The organism is Endozoicomonas sp. ALB115, assembly GCF_049310245.1.
GTDB lineage: Bacteria > Pseudomonadota > Gammaproteobacteria > Pseudomonadales > Endozoicomonadaceae > Endozoicomonas.
On sequence record NZ_JBLYZG010000019.1, the window covers coordinates 30,763 to 49,823 of the forward strand.

The 19,061-nt window shown below is 45.4% G+C and carries 12 protein-coding genes; 8 read left to right on the top strand and 4 right to left on the bottom strand.

Annotation, left to right across the window (positions count from 1 at the left end):
* Positions 1 to 177 precede the first annotated feature (177 nt).
* Positions 178 to 510 (bottom strand): hypothetical protein, encoded by a 333-nt coding sequence (locus tag ACO6VE_RS10950; protein ID WP_422461275.1) that lies wholly within the window; start codon positions 508 to 510, stop codon positions 178 to 180.
* 200 nt (positions 511 to 710) lie between these two features.
* On the opposite strand from ACO6VE_RS10950, the gene nudE reads away from it, so the two are divergent.
* Together nudE and cysQ are read left to right on the top strand one after the other, a co-directional pair.
* On the top strand, positions 711 to 1,289 hold the full coding sequence (gene nudE / locus ACO6VE_RS10955) for an ADP compounds hydrolase NudE (protein ID WP_422461277.1): 579 nt from the start codon (positions 711 to 713) through the stop codon (positions 1,287 to 1,289).
* Between the two features lie 40 nt (positions 1,290 to 1,329).
* Positions 1,330 to 2,154 (top strand): 3'(2'),5'-bisphosphate nucleotidase CysQ, encoded by an 825-nt coding sequence (cysQ, locus tag ACO6VE_RS10960; protein ID WP_422443861.1) that lies wholly within the window; start codon positions 1,330 to 1,332, stop codon positions 2,152 to 2,154.
* A 26-nt stretch (positions 2,155 to 2,180) separates the two neighbouring features.
* On the opposite strand, the gene ACO6VE_RS10965 is transcribed toward cysQ, so the two are convergent.
* From ACO6VE_RS10965 to ACO6VE_RS10975, 3 genes are all read right to left on the bottom strand, one after another.
* Positions 2,181 to 2,558 (bottom strand): NirD/YgiW/YdeI family stress tolerance protein, encoded by a 378-nt coding sequence (locus ACO6VE_RS10965; protein ID WP_269672392.1) that lies wholly within the window; start codon positions 2,556 to 2,558, stop codon positions 2,181 to 2,183.
* 421 nt (positions 2,559 to 2,979) lie between these two features.
* A complete protein-coding gene (locus ACO6VE_RS10970; RefSeq protein WP_422443863.1) occupies positions 2,980 to 4,413 on the bottom strand; it encodes a hypothetical protein in 1,434 nt (477 codons plus the stop codon).
* Between the two features lie 136 nt (positions 4,414 to 4,549).
* The gene (locus ACO6VE_RS10975) at positions 4,550 to 4,687 is read right to left on the bottom strand and encodes a hypothetical protein (protein ID WP_422443865.1); all 138 of its coding nucleotides are present in this window, start codon (positions 4,685 to 4,687) and stop codon (positions 4,550 to 4,552) included.
* Positions 4,688 to 4,827: 140 nt separating this feature from the next.
* Here ACO6VE_RS10975 and ACO6VE_RS10980 point away from each other — a divergent pair, with 140 nt between their 5' ends.
* The 6 genes from ACO6VE_RS10980 to ACO6VE_RS11005 all read left to right on the top strand — a co-directional run bounded on the left by ACO6VE_RS10980 (position 4,828) and on the right by ACO6VE_RS11005 (position 18,955).
* A complete protein-coding gene (locus ACO6VE_RS10980) occupies positions 4,828 to 6,075 on the top strand; it encodes a metallophosphoesterase (RefSeq protein WP_422443867.1) in 1,248 nt (415 codons plus the stop codon).
* Between the two features lie 397 nt (positions 6,076 to 6,472).
* Positions 6,473 to 10,801 (top strand): hypothetical protein, encoded by a 4,329-nt coding sequence (locus tag ACO6VE_RS10985; protein ID WP_422461279.1) that lies wholly within the window; start codon positions 6,473 to 6,475, stop codon positions 10,799 to 10,801.
* A gap of 256 nt (positions 10,802 to 11,057) precedes the next feature.
* The gene (locus tag ACO6VE_RS10990; RefSeq protein ID WP_101748170.1) at positions 11,058 to 11,702 is read left to right on the top strand and encodes a TetR/AcrR family transcriptional regulator; all 645 of its coding nucleotides are present in this window, start codon (positions 11,058 to 11,060) and stop codon (positions 11,700 to 11,702) included.
* Positions 11,703 to 11,819: 117 nt separating this feature from the next.
* On the top strand, positions 11,820 to 16,592 hold the full coding sequence (locus tag ACO6VE_RS10995) for a hypothetical protein (protein ID WP_422461281.1): 4,773 nt from the start codon (positions 11,820 to 11,822) through the stop codon (positions 16,590 to 16,592).
* Positions 16,593 to 16,692: 100 nt separating this feature from the next.
* On the top strand, positions 16,693 to 18,246 hold the full coding sequence (locus ACO6VE_RS11000; RefSeq protein WP_422443879.1) for a hypothetical protein: 1,554 nt from the start codon (positions 16,693 to 16,695) through the stop codon (positions 18,244 to 18,246).
* Between the two features lie 346 nt (positions 18,247 to 18,592).
* Positions 18,593 to 18,955, top strand: coding sequence for a helix-loop-helix domain-containing protein (locus tag ACO6VE_RS11005; RefSeq protein ID WP_422443881.1), 363 nt, complete (start codon positions 18,593 to 18,595; stop codon positions 18,953 to 18,955).
* Positions 18,956 to 19,061 lie beyond the last annotated feature (106 nt).

Here is a 19,061-nt window from a genome sequence, read left to right on the forward strand (position 1 = left end):
CCCCTTACTGGTACATGGTTTCAATGAGTTTGACGTGTACAATCTCCGTTCACCCTGAGCGGAGTCGAAGGGTGCTTGGCACGATCTATCAGAGTCCGGAGTTTCCGCCCTTCGACAGGCTCAGGACGAACGGAGTGCGGAGGCACGACAACCCGTCAAACTCATTGAAACCATGTACTAGGAAATAAACAGTTCCCGGAAATCCTCAACCGCATTGTAGGTACCAGTGTCCCAAGGCCCTTTTTGACTGTCGGGATAACGGATGGCCAGCAGCTCGGCAATACCATAGGTCTTTGCTGAATCAAGAATGCCGATATTGTCATCAATAAACAGTGCATGCGCCTTATCGAGGGCAATATCGTCTTCCAGTGCACGCCAGAAACTCTGACCCTCCTTGGGATAGCCGTAGTCATGGGAACTGATTAACTTATCATAGTTGTCAAAATGGAGGTCTAATAACGTGCCATCCATATCCAGCAGCACTGTGATGATCTTGGTCCAGTCAATCATGAGGGCGTCTCAGCTAGAGAATGTTGGGGAATTCAGGGGGTATCAGGTCCTATCTGAACGTTTCCGGCCATTTTACCAGTGCCATAATGTGAATGAAATTCCGTGCTTTCAAGGCCAAAAGTGATCCGGCATCAATGGATACCAGGAGCCTATGCCCACTATAATGACCGGGTATTTCCAGCCAGTACCATCAGGAAACCATGACGGAACACATTCCACAGAAAAATAAGCCAGAGATTCGCGCATGCCGGGAAATCGCCCGAACCCGCCTGTTCCGGGTGGAAGAGTTGGATATCCGGTTTGCAAACGGTGAAGAGCGTATTTATGAACGTCTGGGTGAGTTTGAGACAGGACACCGGGGCGTGATGGTTGTGCCACTGGTTGATCACCAGCATTTCATGATGATCAGGGAGTACGCTGCCGGAACGGAAGATTACCAGCTCACCCTCCCGAAAGGCCTTGCCGAACCCGGCGAAACCCTGCAAGAAGGGGGCAACAGAGAGCTGAGGGAAGAGATCGGTTTTGGTGCTCAACGCTGGCATCACCTGGGCGACTTCACCCTTTCACCCAACTACATGAAGCGCAGTATTCATATTATGGTGGCGCAGGACCTTTATGAAGAGACGCTGGAGGGCGATGAACCAGAACCCCTGGAAGTCGAGACGTTTTCATTTGATCAGTTAATGACGCTGTGTGCCCGGCCGGACTTTACGGAAGCAAGAGTGATCGCAGCCCTGTTTATGGTTCGCGAGCAACTTCAAGCCGGGTTACTGGGTTGACCATTAACCGGCCTGATCCACCTTTGCCAGAGTGCGAGATATGAGCAATCCTGAGTCTTTAATTCCTGAGTTAGTACACATTGCCCGAGAGGCAGGAAAAGGTATTCTTGCCGTCTATCAGCAGGATGATCTCGGGGTACAAACCAAGGCGGATACCACGCCTGTCACCAAGGCTGATCTGGCGGCCAATGCAGTCATCGTTAATGGCCTGGAAGGTTTGCCGGTAACATACCCTCTGCTTTCTGAAGAGTCGGATCATCCCTCCTGGCAGGAAAGAAGAAACTGGCAGCGTTACTGGCTGATTGACCCTCTGGATGGAACCAAAGAGTTTATTAACCGCAATGGTGAATTCTCAGTCAATATTGCCCTGATTGAGAATAACTACCCGCTCCTTGGCATCGTGCATATTCCCGCGACGGATACCACTTACTGGGGAGGTAAAAGTCTGGGCGCGTGGAAACAGGTTAACGATGGTGTTGCTTATGAAATCCGCCCCAGAAAGTTCGCTCCCCAGAAGGAAGTCATCGTTCTTGGCAGCCGCAGTTATGGCACAGAACAGGCCAGTCACTACCTTAACGCACTGAAAGCGGTGTATCCGGGCCTGATATCCAGGAAAGTTGGCAGTGCATTAAAAAGCTGCCTGATTGCTGAGGGTCAGGCTGATATCTATCCCAGACTTGGCCCTACATCGGAATGGGATACCGGAGCTGTTCAGGCAGTTGTTGAAGGGGCAGGCGGATTGTTTCTTAATCCGGATGGCCAGCGGTTCAGTTATAACCTGAAAGAAAGCCTGATTAATCCAGACTTTCTCGTACTGGCTGATAAAACGATTCAATGGAATAATTTCTGGCCGCCGCGTTCCTGAGGGACTGTATGAGCGGCAGATAGCTATCAAAAGACATAATGAATATCATCCACCTCAACCCTGGGGGCTCTGTCGGGTGGATTATCCACCTCACCTTTAATAATGGTGGGAGAGTTCAGCTTAACCTCCTGATCGGGCAGGGCTGAATCATCAATAAGTACTTTAATCTCACCGGTTTCACCACGAAACAGGTATATTTTCCCTTTGATTTTCTTAACAATTTCACCGGAAATCCGAACCAGTTCTTCATCGTCTGAGGTGTTCAGAATTTCTTCAACACTTTGCTTGTGATACATGGGATTTTCGGACGTATCGCTCTGGTCAAGATTAAAACGTGTTTCCTGAGAGCAGGCCGAGGCAATAAAACCTGACAGGATTACTCCTGCTAACTTTCCTTTCGTCATAAGTCTTATCTCTATTCAATCCTTATGTGATTATTCGGCAGTGCCGGATTATGATGCAATATCCATTTAACCCTGTTAAAAACGCTATTTATTTTCGTAGCTATTTTTTCTGTAGCTAATCATAAATAAGATCCATGCTAATTAAGACCCAATTCATAATAGCAAATGCTTTCCGGGTTTGTTCAAAGCCAATAATTATCTATCGAAATAGTTAAACAAACGAAGACGGAACCGTTCAAAAAGAGCACAAAGAAAAGATTTCTTTGTGCTCTTTTTGAACTTCGTGGTTATCCAATTCCAAAACCCATTAAAAATATTGGGGTACCATTACAGTAAATTCGATCCTTTTTTGTGCAGTTCTTTCTGAACGCAACGGGATAAGTAGCCAGAAATATATGATTCCATATGGCCAGCTACTTAATTATGCTAACTTGGGTACCTTGTTGCTGAAAAAAGCATCAAGCACCTTTTGAGTTTCCTCCAGGGGACCTAAATTCCCCAGGTCTTTTGCAATGATGGGTTTCAGTAGCTGCCTGGTATCTGCATCGAAGTAGTCTTTGTCATTCCATTGGAAACTATCCACAACCGAACGAGGGCCACCCCTTAAATTCTCACATGGCTGATCAATATAGTTGATAATATCTTGCAGAAAGTGCAAGGTTTTGATGGTCTTAGGAATAAACATTGACTCTACCCAATGACTGACCTGCATTTGCTGAACGCGACCCTCCGTCCATTGGTCATAACCTCTCATTAGCTCGCTTTTCTCACTTGAAAGTTCAAGGCTGATCAACTGCTGGAAAATATCTTTATAGTTTTCCTCCCATTTATCAGGGGCCGTAGCCAGCTGAAAGGCTAAAATTAACAAATCCTCATATCCCAATTTATGAGAATGGGCGCTACTTAACTGGTCGTCCAGAGAGTCGTGGTGTTTGGGTTTGGAACGATATTCAGACATTTTGTGTAAGACCTTCGTATACGACACCATCAAATGACTGACCCTTTCCATGGTTCCGGTATTATCAGTCGATAATGCGTCAAGCCAGATATCCTTGACCAGACGGAAAAAGACCGGATACTCCAGGAATGAACATTCCTCGATTTTGGGAAAATCTGGCGGAGGGTTATTAACCAACTCCTGAACTTGTTGGGCAAACTCACCAAAATAGTGTTGATAGTCATCTGAAGAATAATTCTTATAGTTGTTTGGATCAAAACTATGATAATGAAGATTTGTATGACCAGGAAATATCCGCGGATGGGCACCCGGGTATGATTCACGGTAGTGAGTGCAGACTTCTTTGGCAGACCCGAAGTCACATAAAAACTGTTGATTATAACCAATAGCCAGAACTGGCCAGCCATAACGGATGTAGGTTGCTGACTCCTTGAGGAACTCTGGCCAATTGCTGACAATCTCGGCCACTTTTTGCTGCTCCGGCCACGCAGAGGTAAGGTGTTCGTCAATTTTTTTGTCCAGACTTTTTTTCAGTGACTCGGCAAACCTGACGACCTCTTGGACTATTTGAGATTGATTACGGAAGCCGAGAGTCTTGTCCATCGCCTCTTTGATGTTGTGAAATGCGGAGGTTGTATCAACGCGTTTGCCGGCAAGCTCCTGGATAATATCAGCCGGAGTTGGTTTAATTGCCCGTTCATATAGCGCCATCTCTCCAGTAATAATATCCTTCTCAGAATACCCAAGCATCTTCAGTTGAAGGCGCTCAGATGAGGTGGTGGTGTGCCGGGAATCAAACGTCCCGGCTACTGCAGGTGTAGTGCCGAACGATAATTGATCAGCACCGCCGACGGCAGTGCGCTGGATAGATGTTTGTGGCTGGATGGAATTCGCCATGTAAACTCCTGAACGTAGAATGAAAACGAAATTCTTGTGATTGACCAGATTAAAAGCTGATATGTTGACTGACTGATCAGTTTTATGGACAACAGGACTAGAATTTTGTTCCCAAACTCTCCCGGTTGGCAGCAGTTCAGTTATAAAAAGCCTGATAAATCCAGACTTTCTCGTACTGGCTGATAAGACGATTCAATGGAATAATTTTGGCCACCGCGTTCATGAAGGACTGTTTGACGGGCAGATGACCATCAAAAAACATAATGGATATCATCCACCTCACCTTTCTCTCCTCAATGTTTGTTCAAATCCAACCATCATCTGTCGATATATTTTTAACCTTTTCATAGTGTTAGTTAATTAAAATTGATTTGGACATCATAACAGTCACTTCGCAATAATATGAGGCCCATTATGCCCCACCTTACCATCCGGAATGCATTCAAGAGCCTGATCTCTCTCGTTCTGGGCATAGTGTTCATGAATCAATGCCTGGCTTCAGAACAAGACTGCACCAACCTGCATGAACTCCAACACTACTCTGAACAACTATTGCCTCTGTGTGAAGCCGATGATTCGGCCACACCGATCCAACTGGCCTCCGATCAGGCTCTGGAAGTCTGTGATGAACCGGATGGCAGTGGCATGTGCAGAACCTATTTCAACGCTACCGGCAATGTGGCAGATGCGCTGGAAGACAATTTTTCCTATGCGCGGTTGATTCCGTTCAACCATCACGATTTTTATATGGCATTTATGTCAGACCCTCAGTACCCATGGTCATGTCAATCATCAAAGGAAAATTGTGATGACCAGGACAAAGCCTGGCAGGAAAATATGAATTATGTGCAAAGCCTGAATGCATTAATGGATGACCTGGGTAAAGAACAACTGGCCGGCGTCGTCATCAATGGCGACCTGACCGCGTTTGGTTATGACTGGCAGTTCGATGCCTACTACCGGCTATACCACAACGAATTAAAAATGAACGTCTATCCGGGCCTGGGAAATCATGATATTTCCAACAATGTTGATGGCTGCTTTTTGAATAACTGTGCTTCCAGAATGATGCTGTATTTACGAGATCATGTGCGTACGTTGAATGTCCGCAGTTTTGACTATCACAGCACGGGGACTTATTTCGAGTTTCCATCACTGAAAAAAAAATTCAGTAAAAGCTTTGCTTATTCCTGGGATATTGGTGACATCCATTTCGTTCAACTCAATAATTACCCAACCTATACGGCACAATGGGATGGCTGGAACTTTGCCCGGACCCGAAGGGATTATTTTGATATCCAATCCGCCAGAGAGTGGCTGGCCAATGACCTGGAACAGGCCAGCAGTGAAGGCAAACATATTATCCTGAACTACCACATATCCGGTTTTACCAATGAGATAAGAGATATCTTGCGGCGATATAAAATTTCTGCCATTTTTGCCGGTCACCTGCACTCTTTTGTAGGCCAGGTTGATTTTCACACCCTGTGGGATTTCTACGGACCAGGTGAGCATCTCCCTGTGTTTCTGGGAGGCGCAACGGTGTTCCAGAAATACATGCTGGTTCGATTTGAAGAAGATCAATTTGAGGTCAGTATTGTGAAAAGTAATCAGAGCGCAAGTTACGAGTTGGAGAGTGAGGGTGTATATCCCCTTTATTAAGTCGTTGGTAGTGACCAACTCACCAGCCGGGCTCCTCACTGCAATCTGAAATATCACTGGCCAATCCGTCCCGAATGGATTCCCGCATTCCCGGTATATCAAGCAGGTGAAGCGTTTCCTGAATAGCACTCCAGGCTGACATTAAGAGTGGTGGTCGTGAGCGCCCAGCGGCCTTCAGGCCAAACCAGGCACAGGGAACTTTCTGACATTTTGGAGTTCTAAGATATGGCATAAACTAATGTCGTTCGGTCTGCTCTTTTATAAATGCCATCATCACTCACACCAAAAGCAGCAACCATTTAATATAGGAAAGTTCTAAGCAGGTTAAGTTCAATTCACTACATTGCTTATTTACACTCAGCGATGTACGCAGCCATTCAGAGAAAAGCAGGGACTTATGGATATATCCGCAGCAAAGCAGGATTTTTTCACTCCACAAGCCTCTCAGAAAAAAAAGCCTGGGGGTCGACAGGGGAAAAAAAAATCCACAATGGGTTATGCACTAGAGTGCAATAATTCGACCAACCCAAGAAAACGTCACAACACCTCTCAGGACTCAGATCAACTCTCCCCCCGTGCAAAGGTATTGAAAACACGTAAAATTACTCCGCCCATAACAATGCAGGCAAACATTCTCCATGACCAGATTTTTACAGATCTGACCGAAGATCCAAAACAAGGCAAGGGTAAGAAAATTTTTGGGGATTTCTGGGGTGCTTTTAAAAGTATTCTGGATGCATTCTGTAACCAATACCATGGTGATGATACCCCCATAATTGAAGAAAATATCCTGGCAGCATGGATGCCCTGCAAAGATATAACCAGAGAAAATGACAAGAAGTTAGTCAAAATTGTCTGGGGTGATCGTTATTGCAAAATCACAACGGTTAATTATTTTTGGGATCAGGCAAAGAATATGGTTTTACGAGGCATCAAGGAAGGTGTAAATTACTTCTCTTATGAAACTGAATACAAAACCGGTAAAAAACCAATAACTGCATGGGAATGTCTGGACATATTTTTAACACAATTCATAAGCCGGAAAGGATGGAAAGGATCAGCAGCATTGCTCAGAGAGAAACTGACTTCATCGTTGAAAGACCCAAAGCCAACCGAATCAGACAAGAAAAAAATCAGTATTAGACACTGTGACCAATTTCTCAAACCTGAAGACATTGACAGCAAGGGTCTGCAGCTTTTTGGTAAATATCAATGGCGAGCAATCACTAAACTGATTGCAACATCCTACAATGGTTATAGACCATCCCAACAGGAAAACTGTACACCCGAGGTTCATGATATTTTCCACCAGGCATTAAAAGACTTTATTCAGATAATGCCAGAAATGCCCGGTATGGATGAAGTAGATGATCTTCATCCTGAAACTGGAGCGCCTATAAGAAGGACAATCGCAACGACTGAATTTAACATAAGTTCATCAGCTAATAAGCTTAATTCTGAACAAACGTTTGCTACATTGATCTATCCATTTATTCATGCTGAAAAATACGATCTGATGACAAAGGATATTGAGAAATATGAGTTCCTGCTAGCGGCGGTAATGAATTTAAAGCACTACTACTTTATCGTGGTAGACCCCAGAAACACCAGTAAAGAAGAATTTAGAAATGATGAATTATGGAAAAAAGAGCATAAGTACCATAGTATTTTTCCTTTTCTACTTTCATTTAAACCAGGTGTTAGCTCTATACCCAGCAGTGAAAATCCTGAAATTGGAGAAGATATAAATTATGATGCTTTAAAAAATTGTTTTTCTTCAGAAAATGAATTATCCACAGTAAAAAATATAAATCTTGAACTTGAATCAAGACTTACTAACTCTGAAAAAAATATATCAAATCTTATAAACGAAAAAAAATATCTGGAAGAAAAAATAGAGTTACTTTCTTCAGATAATACAGACATAAAAGATGAAAACAAAAAATTAACTGATCAACTACAAAATCACAAGAAAGAAATCTCTGAATATAAAAAACAAATACAATCAACAGAAGAAAAACTGCAAGAAGCCAATCAATTACTGTTAAAAAAAGAAGAGGAAATTAAAGAAAAACTCACATTAACTAAAGAAAATCAACACCTGACAGAAGAGCTAAAACTATCAAAAGAGTCAGCAATATCGTTAGAGGGTGAAGTAAAATCACTGACAGATACCATAGGATTTCTAAAAGACAAACTAGGCAAACTTGAAGAAGAACATAAAAGCATTGAAGAACAATGCAAGAAAAACATAAGTGAAATATACCCGCAAAAAAAAGAAACAAAAAAAAATAAATCAGGAGATAAAGAGCCGCCCACCCCATTAAGATCAATGAAAAACATGGTAGAATCCATGTGCTTGATAACAAGAGAAACACAGGAAGAGGCTGCCTATCTGCAACAAAAATTAATGAAAGAAAAAATCACAAGCCAAAAGTCAATTAAAGAAGCAAAATCATTTAGAGATACCCTTTCTGACAGGGAAAAACAGATTAAAAAACTGGAAAAGGAGATCCAATCAGCAAGAGAAGAAAGTATAGCTTCCAATGATACATTACTTGAAAGCAGTACAAAGATAAAGGAGTTAAAAATTCACCATCAAAATGAAATAAAAACAAGAACAAAAAAAATAGAAGAACTAAAACAAAATTACACCAAAAAAATAAATCATCTGGAAGAAGAAATCAACAACCTTAAAAAGCAGAAAAAAACAAACCAGGATGAATTAAAAAACCTGAAACAGTATCTCAATGAAGCAAATTCAAAATTAAAAAGAAACAATGATATTTTGTACAAAAGTTTAAGGAATAAAATCACAGAACTCTCAAAAAAGATCAAAGAAAAAGAAAAAGATATTAAAGAGAAAGATAAAGGGCTGACATCTATAAAAGACCAGATTACAGAACACAGAACAAACTCAGAACAATTAGTAGGTAAAGTTAATGTTCTGGAAAGCAATATTAAAACTTTAGAAAAAGAGAGAGAACTTCTTTGTCAATTACTCAGAGAATCCAGCAACCAGGATGAAAAAATCAAGTTTGAATCCGAAATCAATCACCTTAAAAAAGAGCTATTAAGTTCTAAGGAAAGCATCAAAGTGTATGAGAGTGATTTGAAAAAAATGAAAGACAAGCAAGACTCTCTGTTATCCGAATTAGAAAATATTAAACACGAACTAGCCAGAAAAGAAACAGAGGAACGTGAACAACTAATAAAAAAAAAGAATCTAGAAGATAAATTGAAATTGACTGAGGTAAGTGCTTTACAGTCACAATCGGAAGTAAGTAGCCTGAAAAAGGAATATGAAAGACGTATTAAAGCATATGAGAGTGATTTAAAAACATTAAAAGACAAACAAAGTTCTCTTTTGTCTGAATTAGAAAATATTAAATCTGAGCTTACCAATAAAGAATCAAATGAACGTGAACAGCTAATAGAGAAAAATAATCTGATAGATAGCCTGAAAGAGAGTAAAGCAAGTATTTTACAACTGCAAACAGAAGTCACTTCCCTGAAAAGACATGAAGATTGTTTAAGTACAGAAAATAAAAAACTTAATACCTGGTTGACTGAGATCAGATCAGATCTTAAACAGTCAATATTGGAAAAAGAAGCTGTTGGGCAAGACCTGAGTCTTGCCCAAGATGCACTGACCAAGCAAACAGAACTCATTAAAATAATACGTCAAGAGTCTAGCCATACACAAAATGAATTGGAAAGAACTCAAGATAAAAACAGCCAATTGAAAGACCAGGACATCCTTTTTATCCAGCAACAGGCATTACTGCTGGATGAAGACCAACGTTTAGAACAAGTACAGAGAGAACTCATTTGCACAAAAGCTCTGGCAGACGCGAAATGTCGTGAAGTCGATGAATTAAAGAAAGAAATGAATAACCTGAAAACAAATGTTCCTGCAATCAATCATACTGTTAATCAGCAGCTCAATATTCTCCAGATGACGCCTGATCAACTACTGGACTACCAAACGGGAATGGAAACACTCCTCAGGCAGAAAGATATTACCATTGATCTATTACATGAGATGTTGGCTGCAAATGCACAGACAGCAAAAATCCAACCCGGGCCTTCTCAACTGGCACCGTTAAATCCTGAGGCCGTTGTTCCTGTCGGGACCAGCACCAACCCAGCTAAGGTGAATAGCCCTACTGGCATTAGTAATGAAACCGGTATTGCATTTTCTGTCCTATGCCAACAATTATTGCAAGACGAAAACCCGACATCTGAGCCTGACATCGTTCAGCCACCATTGACCTCAGCAGGTACAGAGTCAGCACGAGCAGTGGCAACAGTCACACCTCAACAACTATCAATGTGTGGTCCGGGGACTTTCAATTCAGGTTCACAGTGGCCCGTACCCGGAGGACAACTCTCAACTATATCGATGAGCACTCCTGTGCAGGAGAGCACCGGGTCAGCCCCAAATACCAACGAATTACAATACAGAAGGTCAGCTTTAAATACCTCCGGATTACCATTCCCCAGGCTAGAAACCACATCCCTTCGCACTTCAGATGCTGACACACCATGGAACTTTGAATCTATTCCCTCCCTGCTTGGCATTATCACTGATTTAGACGATATGTCCTCTGTAGAGCCTATATTTAACGCACCAGTCCCTGACCAACCCGCATCGCCAAAGTCCAGAGATAGTTTTCCTTTCAATAATAATTCCCGGGAGCTTGTCAGACTTAAGCATCTGTAGCGAGGATTGCGAGAAATTGAGCCTAAAAATTTCAGATTCTGAGGAGAATAGCGGGGCTATTTAATGAAGAAGCAGGGATTTTAGACCAATTTCGCAACCGCACGACTGCATGGATGCAGGAGCTCGGAGCAGTTGCCGCGTAGGACAGTCTTAAGTCCGACAGGACGTCTAACTCCTTGAGGGCCATGCCGGTATCAGGAATAATACTTCTCTCAATCACCTGAGGTTACCACCACGAACAGGATTGAATGAGCATATGGACGCAGTTGCGAAAAAATACCGTCCCGGGAAAATCCGGGAAAATAATAAAAAAAGCATTCTGGCCGCTGCCGAACAGGAGTTTGTGACCCATGGCTTCAAAGGCACTACCATGCAGCGCATCGCGGAACGGGCAAACCTGCCCAAAGCCAACGTTCACTACTACTTCAGCAATAAGCTCTCGCTCTATGCTGCCGTTCTGTCGCATATCCTCAAGCTATGGGATCAGAGCTTTAACAGCCTCAGTCCTGAGGATGACCCGGAAGAGGCGCTGGCCGCCTACATCCATACCAAAATCATGTTCTCCCGGAAGAATCCCCTGGCCTCCAGACTCTTTGCCCAGGAAATCATCAATGGCGGTCCGCACCTGACAGAGTATTTTGGCGAGGACTATCAGATGTGGTTTCGGGGACGGGCACAGGTGTTCAAGGCATGGTCTGACCAGGGAAAAATGGATGCGGTCGATCCTGTGCATCTTATCTTTCTGCTCTGGTCATCCACACAGCATTATGCAGACTTCTCTTACCAGATAGCCCGGGCCATTGGAAAAGATACGCTTGAGCAGTCTGACTATGACCAGGCAACAGAGACATTAACCCGGATAGTCCTGAAAGGTCTGGGTATTACTCCAAACCAGCGTTAAACCTAACTGGCAACATCGACCTTTTCTCTCCTCATTCCAGCGATGAAAGGTTGATATCATTGAAAGCCAGAAGAGGAACCTAATAATCATTTTGAGGTCAAACTGCGGTATTTATAGTTGCAGGGTTTTATTCTGAAAGCATCCCCATCAAGCCACCCCCATCGAAGGCCTGCTGGCCGGGTTAGTCACCAAGCCGGATCAAGTGGAATTCCAAACCGCTCCACAAGTACATTTAATGGTCAGAGAGTATCAAAACTGCAGTCCCATAGAGATAAAGCCTCCACCACGGATCATGGCAAGCAACTTGAAGACGACTTCTGGAATAATAAACCATTACAAGGACGAAAAATCACCCCGGCTCAAGTGCTCAGAGCCTATGGAAATGACAGGACTTCTCTGAGACGTGGCTTCTTCCTGCAAAAGCTCTGCTTACAGAACATTTTACAGGGCAATAGAAAAGTTACCCCGGAGCAGGTCATTCAGGAATTCAACCGGCAACCAGGCCAATATAATAAGCACAAATTACCAATAGCACGCTTCAAGGCGGAATGCTGCCTGAAGGGCCTGACGCTAAATGGTCATAAGGTCTCAACGGATGCGGTGGTCAAGAATTTTCAGGCACTCAAAGCCCCCCTGGAGCTGGCGCGTTTTAAAGAACAATGTTGCCTGAAAGACCTGACAGTAAATGGCCAGCGGGTCACACCGGAGGCGGTGGTTCACGATTATCAGGTGACCAATGCAACACTGGAACTGGTGCGCTTTAAGGAAATGTGTTGCCTGAAGGGCCTGTTGTTGAATGGCCATCACGTCACACCGGAGGCGCTGGCCAGGGATTATCAGGCAATCAACGCAACACAGGAGTTGGCATACTTTAAGGAACTGTGTTGCGTGAAGGGCATAATGTTGAATGGCCAGCCGGTTACACCGGATGATGTGATTAAGGGGTTCAGGGGTACCCCGGAAAGCAAACTGTCAATAGCACGCTTCAAAGCGGAATGTTGCCTGAATTGCCTGCCGTTGCGTGGCCAGCCGGTTACGCCGGAGGCGGTGGTTAAGGATTTTCAGGCAGTCGGCGTCCTCCTTGATCTGGCGCACTTTAAGGAACAATGCTGCCTGAAAGGCATGACATTGAATGGTCAGCTGGTTGCACCGGAAACGGTGGTTAAGGATTTTCAGGCCGCCGGAGCAACCCTGGGGCTGGCGCGCTTTAAGGAACATTGCTGCCTGAAAGGCATAACATTGAATGGTCGTCTGATCACACCGGAGGCGGTACTTAAGGATTATCAGGCAGCTAACGCAACACTTGAGTTGGCGTGCTTTACCGAACTCTGTTGGCAGACAGGCCTGCCGATACATGGCCAGCACGTCACACCGGAGGTGGTGGTTAAGCATTATCAGATGGCCAGCGCCACACTGGAGCTGTCCCGTTTCAGGGAGCAATGTTTCCTGAAAGGCATAATGCTGAATGGCCAGCCGGTCACACCGGATGCGGTGGTTAAGGGTTATCAGGTTGCCAATGCACAACTGGAGCTGACCCGGTTTAAGGAACAATGCTGCCTGAAGGGCCTGAGGTTAAATGGCCAGTGGGTAACATCGGATGAAGTGGTGAATGACTATCAGGCAGCCAGAGCAACAACGGAGCTGGCGCTCTTTAAAGAACGATGTTGCCTGAAGGGTCTGCCATTGAATGGCCAGCCAGTCATACCAGACACCGTGGTTAAGGATTATCTGGCCGCCAGGGCAACACTGGAGCTGGCTCGCTTTAAGGAACAATGCTGCCTGACAGGCTTGTTGTTAAATGGGCGGCCGGTCACGCCAGAGGCGGTGGTTAAGGCCTTCCCGACTACTCTCGATGGCAAACTGGGAATAGCACGCTTTAAGGAACAATGTTGCCTGACAGGCTTGATGTTGAATGGCCAGCCAGTGAAACAGGATGCGGTGGTTAAGGATTTTCAGGCCGCCAGGGCACCACTGGGGCTGGCACGTTTCAAGGAACAATGTTGCGTGATGGGCCTGGCATTAGCCGGTCGGCAGGTCACACCCGATGAGGTGGCCAGGGATTTTCAGGCAGCCAGAGCCACTCTGGAGCTGGCACGCTTTAAGGAACTATGTTGTCTCAGGAACCTGGCATTGAATGGCCAGCCGGTCACACCGGATGCAGTGGTTAAGGATTTTCAGGCCGCCAGGGCAACACTGGAGCTGGCACACTTCAAGGAACTGTGTTGCCTGAAGGGCCTGGCATTGAAGGGTCAGCAGGTCACAGCGGATACGGTGGTTGAGGCGTATCCCGATAGTCCGGAGGGCAAACTGGGGAAAGCGCGCTTCAAAGCGGAATGTTGTCTGAAGGGCATGGCGTTGAATGGCCAGCCGGTCTCACCGGATGCGGTGATTGAGGATCTTCAGGCAGCCAGGGCAACACTGGAGCTGGGTCGCTTTAAGGAGGAATGTTGCCTCAGGGGCATGTCACTGAAGGACCAGCAGGCCACTCCGGATGCGGTGGTCAGGGGTTTCCCGGATAGTCCGGAAGGCAAACTGGGGGTAGCGCGCTTTCAGGAGCAGTGTTGCCTGATGGGCCTGCTGTTGAATGGCCAGCCGGTCACACCGGATGCTGTGGTGAAGGGTTTCCCGGATAGTACCGCAGGCAGACTGGGGATAGCGTGCTTTAAGGAAAAATGTTGTCTCAGGGGCCTGGCGTTGAATGGCCAGCCATTGACACCGGATACAGTGGTTAAGGGCTATAAGGCAGTCAGAGCAACGCTGCAACTGGCGCACTTTAAGGAAAAATGCTGTCTGAGGGGCTTGCTATTGAATGGCCAGCCAATCCAACCGGATACGGTGGTAAAGGCGTTCCCGGAGAGTATGGAAGGTACACTGGGGATCGCACGATTTAAGGAGAAATGTTACCTGAGAGGCATTACTCTGCGAGGCCCGCAGCTCACATCAGATGAGGTGGTCAGGCATTTCCCGAACAGTCCGGAAGGCAAACTGGCGATAGCGCACTTCAAGGAACTGTGTTGCCTGAAAGGCCTGCTGTTGAATGGCCAGCAGGTTACAACGGACAGGGTGGTTGAGGATTTTCCGGACAGTCCGGAAGGCAAACTGGGGATAGCGCACTTTAAGGAAAAATGTTGCCTGAGGGGCCTGGCGTTGAAAGGCCAGCCAGTCACACCGGATGCGGTGGTTAAGAGCTTCCCGGATAGTCCTGAAGGCCAGTTGGGGGTGGCGCGCTTCAAAGCGGAATGTTGTCTGAGGGGTTTGCTGTTGAATGGCCAGCTGGTGACGGCGGACGCGGTAGTCAACGATTTTGAACGCATTGGCAGATTGCTGGAAATCGCTATTTTTTATGCTCAGCTGGCATTGAATGCGAAAAAACTGAATGGCCGTTATCTGGGTAACAAGGACGTATTGGAAGCGTTTAATCAAGTCCCCGGGGATCAATCGGCAAGGCAAACCAGATACCTGATTGAAAGGCTGAAACACTCTCAGTGGTGGGATGAAAACAACGACGCTCAGGATTTGCTGCAAGAGGCCTGGCAAATCCTGAACAACGCATCAGTCAAAGGGGATGAGCAACACCGACTGCAATGTATATTGAAATTCATGGCTATGCAGCATGAACTGTCCATTGATCAACAGAGCGTGTCGGCAGAGCAGGTATTGCAATCCATCAACACCCTGAGACACTCATTTCAGAAAGCACGGCTGCATTTCTTCTTCCTGGCCTACTGCTATCTCACCAGCCATGGGGTTAATGGACATCAAATCGAAAAGGATCAGGTTCTGGAGTGCCTACAGAGTTTTACTGAAGTCAGCAAACTGCAACATGCTTTAGGCTGCTGGTTTGAGCAATGCAAATCCGAAGCCGATGTAATGGGTAATCTACTGCTTCAAAAGGAAAATATTTTTACTCCGGGGAGTAACAGCGCACAAGGATACGTAGCCACTCAGGCAACAAACGCCGGTGTAGCGCACACCCGGCAGCTATGGCCAAATGGACCGGTTTTTTTGGACAAGCAGGTTCCGCAGTTAACCGCACTCACACTTAAAGCACTGGATATTATTCAGGAAATCAATATTTCCTGTACCGACTTCCCCATTCTGATTACCGGTTCTTTCGCACGTTGTTTGCAGAATATGTGTTCAGTATTTAATGACATTGACATTATCTGCGCGACAGAAAAGTCGGCCAGAATACTCTGTGAAAAGCTGCGGGCACTGATCACAGACAAGGGTACAGACATTCCCAAAAGTATTGTCATCTGGGAAGTCCCGGGGTGTCAGGAGATCAGACTGCCAAATGGCTTCAATATTCATCTTAAAGACGGTGATTTCGGGATAAAAGCCATGGGGCTTCAGGTCAGTGTTGATGCCAGAGTCGTCCATGAAAATGCCCCACAATTGGCCGTTCACGTCCACGGTGTTCAGAGACCTGTACAATGTTTGTCGTTTACTGAAGAAACCCGATTACTGAACGATACGCTGGAATACCTCGCTGAGAGCCTTGATCCGCTCACCGTAAGGCTACAAAAAGGGGAGGTATTTAAAATACCACGAACCATTCTTTTTAATGCCCCTCAAAACAGCAATGAGCGTATTTATGGCTTGCTGTTACGCTGCCTGCTTACTCTGAATAAAGCCAGGCAATTCATCACCCTGAACTGTGCAGGCAATCCCGGGAAACCGGACTGCCGCAGTCATCAGCTGCAAAAAGAACAACTACGGCTTTATGCACTGACTGAGAATCTGCACATGAAATTGACCAGCCATGTTTGCCGTAATGATTTTGAGCACAGAATTAACAACTGGCTATCGACAACTCAGTCTGTTAATGATTGTCCGACCGATAAGAAAGAGTTTATCCAGGCACTGCTGGCGATGATGCACGCTTAATAACTCAAATCGGTATTGTTAAGTAGTTGGCCAAATGGAACTTAATGATCATTTTTCAGTCAAAGGGAATGTTTTTCGTTCAGGTGTGCAGGGTTATATTATGAAGCCAACTACCTCAACCTTCTCCCCCCCAGAGTCCGCTGGCTATGTTGACCAACGAGCCGGTTCAGGCGAGATATCTGGCCGATCTGCAAGCACCTTTAACGGTATGGAAATATCAACCCTTGAGTCTTGCGGACGAACAGCCACCACTGCATATGAACGCATCAGTATGGAGATTGCCTTTTGGCAAAACAAACCATTACAAGGACGTCAAATTACCCCGGCTGTGGTACTTAACGCCTATGGAAATGATACAACATCCCTTAGAAGTGGCGTCTTCCTGCAAAAACTCTGCCTGCGAAACATTCCCCATAACAATCGACAAGTAACCCCGGACCAGGTCGTTCAGGAGTTCAACCGACAGCCAGATCAAAACGATGAGTACAAATTAGCCATCGCACGCTTCAAAGCGGAATGTTGCCTGAGGGGGCTGCCGTTGAATGGCCAGCAGGTTACACCGGATGAAGTGTATAAGGACTTCATGGAGAGTCCGGCTGGCAGCGAGGAGATAACGCTCTTCAACACCAAACGTTATCTAAATGGTTATACTGATCGTCAGGTCGACCCGGGTCATGATCCTGAAGGATACGCAGCCTCTACCTTTCAGCATCAGGCTTCTGCTGCCGTTAGAAGAGCGCTTCCCTTATCAGACAATCAGGTTCCGCAGTTAAATGTGCTAACTCGCAGAGCACTGGAGATGATCCAGGAAATCAATGAGTCTTATAACACGCCCCCCATTCTGGTTACCGGTTCATACGCGCGTTTTTTACAGAACCGTCGTGCATCATTCAAAGGTATTGACATTATCTGCTCGACTGAAGATTCGGCCATGAAACTCTTTAAAAAGATGCAAGCGCTTATGGAAGCACTTGACATTGACCGGGATTTAGGTGCCAACGACGACTTCTTCATCCTCCCAATACCCGGATGCCGGGCGATTCAACTACCAAATGCTTACACTATTCATCTTAAAGACACCAGCTCAGACATCCCGGGTCCGGGGCTTATGGTCAGTGTTGACGGCAGAGTCATCAATGGACATTCAGCACCATTGGCCATTCGTGTTCCTGGCGTTGAGAGGCCGTTATGGTGTTTGTCGTTTGCTGAAGAAACCCGGTTACTGAACGATACACTGGAACACCTCATAGGAAACCTTAACCCGCTGACAGTTGAACTGAATCAAGGGGCAGCGTTTGAGTTACCTCGCACCATTCTTTTTGGCTTCCCAAAAAACGGCAAAGAGCGTATTTATGGCTTGCTTGTTCGCGCGCTGCTTACCCTGGATAAAGCCAGGCAGTTTATCTCCATATTCGCTGAAGAAGAGCCTGACGGCCAGCTGCAAGCGCAACAACAGCGCCTTCGTACACTTGCTGCGATTCTGCAGAGGAAATTGAGCAGGCATATTTGCCGCAGTGATTTTGAATGCAGAGTTTCCTGCTGGCTATCGACGGTTCCGCATGTAAGTGACTTCGAGATCAAGAAGGTGGAATTTATCACATCACTGTTAAAGATGATGCATCCTGAGCTACATCGGATAGACTCAACTCATTGAATATTTGATCGCCGGTAACTCAATCAGAATCTTTCAACCTTCTGTCTCAGGCCAGGTTATGTCAAACACTTTCCAGTTCTTGCAGTTTGGTTCCTGCGAAATATGTGGCCTTGCTCAATTACCGGAGCAATTGGCTTGCCTTATGGTTCCACTTGATCAGAACAAGATGCGTTTTTTCACTCTCTTTTATTGCGCCGATAACCCTCAATGCCACCTGAAAGCCATTGATAAGTTGTCAGAAAAAGAAGGTAAGCGATATTCAGGAATCCAATGCCGCTGACTATTTTGACTTTGCACATGTTGAACTCAAGGTTTCTTGTTCAAATTGCAGGAGGTATGACATCAGATGAACTTTAAAATAGCGCCGATGCAGTCTCGTATGCCATGGGATAATCCTTATGGCATGTGTCGAATCAATTCTGCCGCAGTATGCACTTTCAATCAGTTTAATGTCCAGCAAATTGACACTCAATTCCAATACTCCATACCAACCACAGAGGAAAGTACAAATCCCCCCCGACGTAGTTATGTTGAACGAAAAAACAGGCGCGCCGATAATGAAAAAAGACGCAGGAAAACCATGAATCAAGCCTACCAGGCACTTCGAAATAAAATTCCCGGAGCATCCAATCAACAATTAACAAAGATAGAGATTTTGATACAAGCCACGGCATACATTCAACAATTACAAGACCAACTTGGAGGCTGACCTATAAAACAACATTTAGTCTTATAAAATCGGATTTTTAGACCAATTTGCTGTCGCTGCAGTAGGGCAGTCTATTCTCGGATAGCCTCCCGGGCAGCTCAATCAG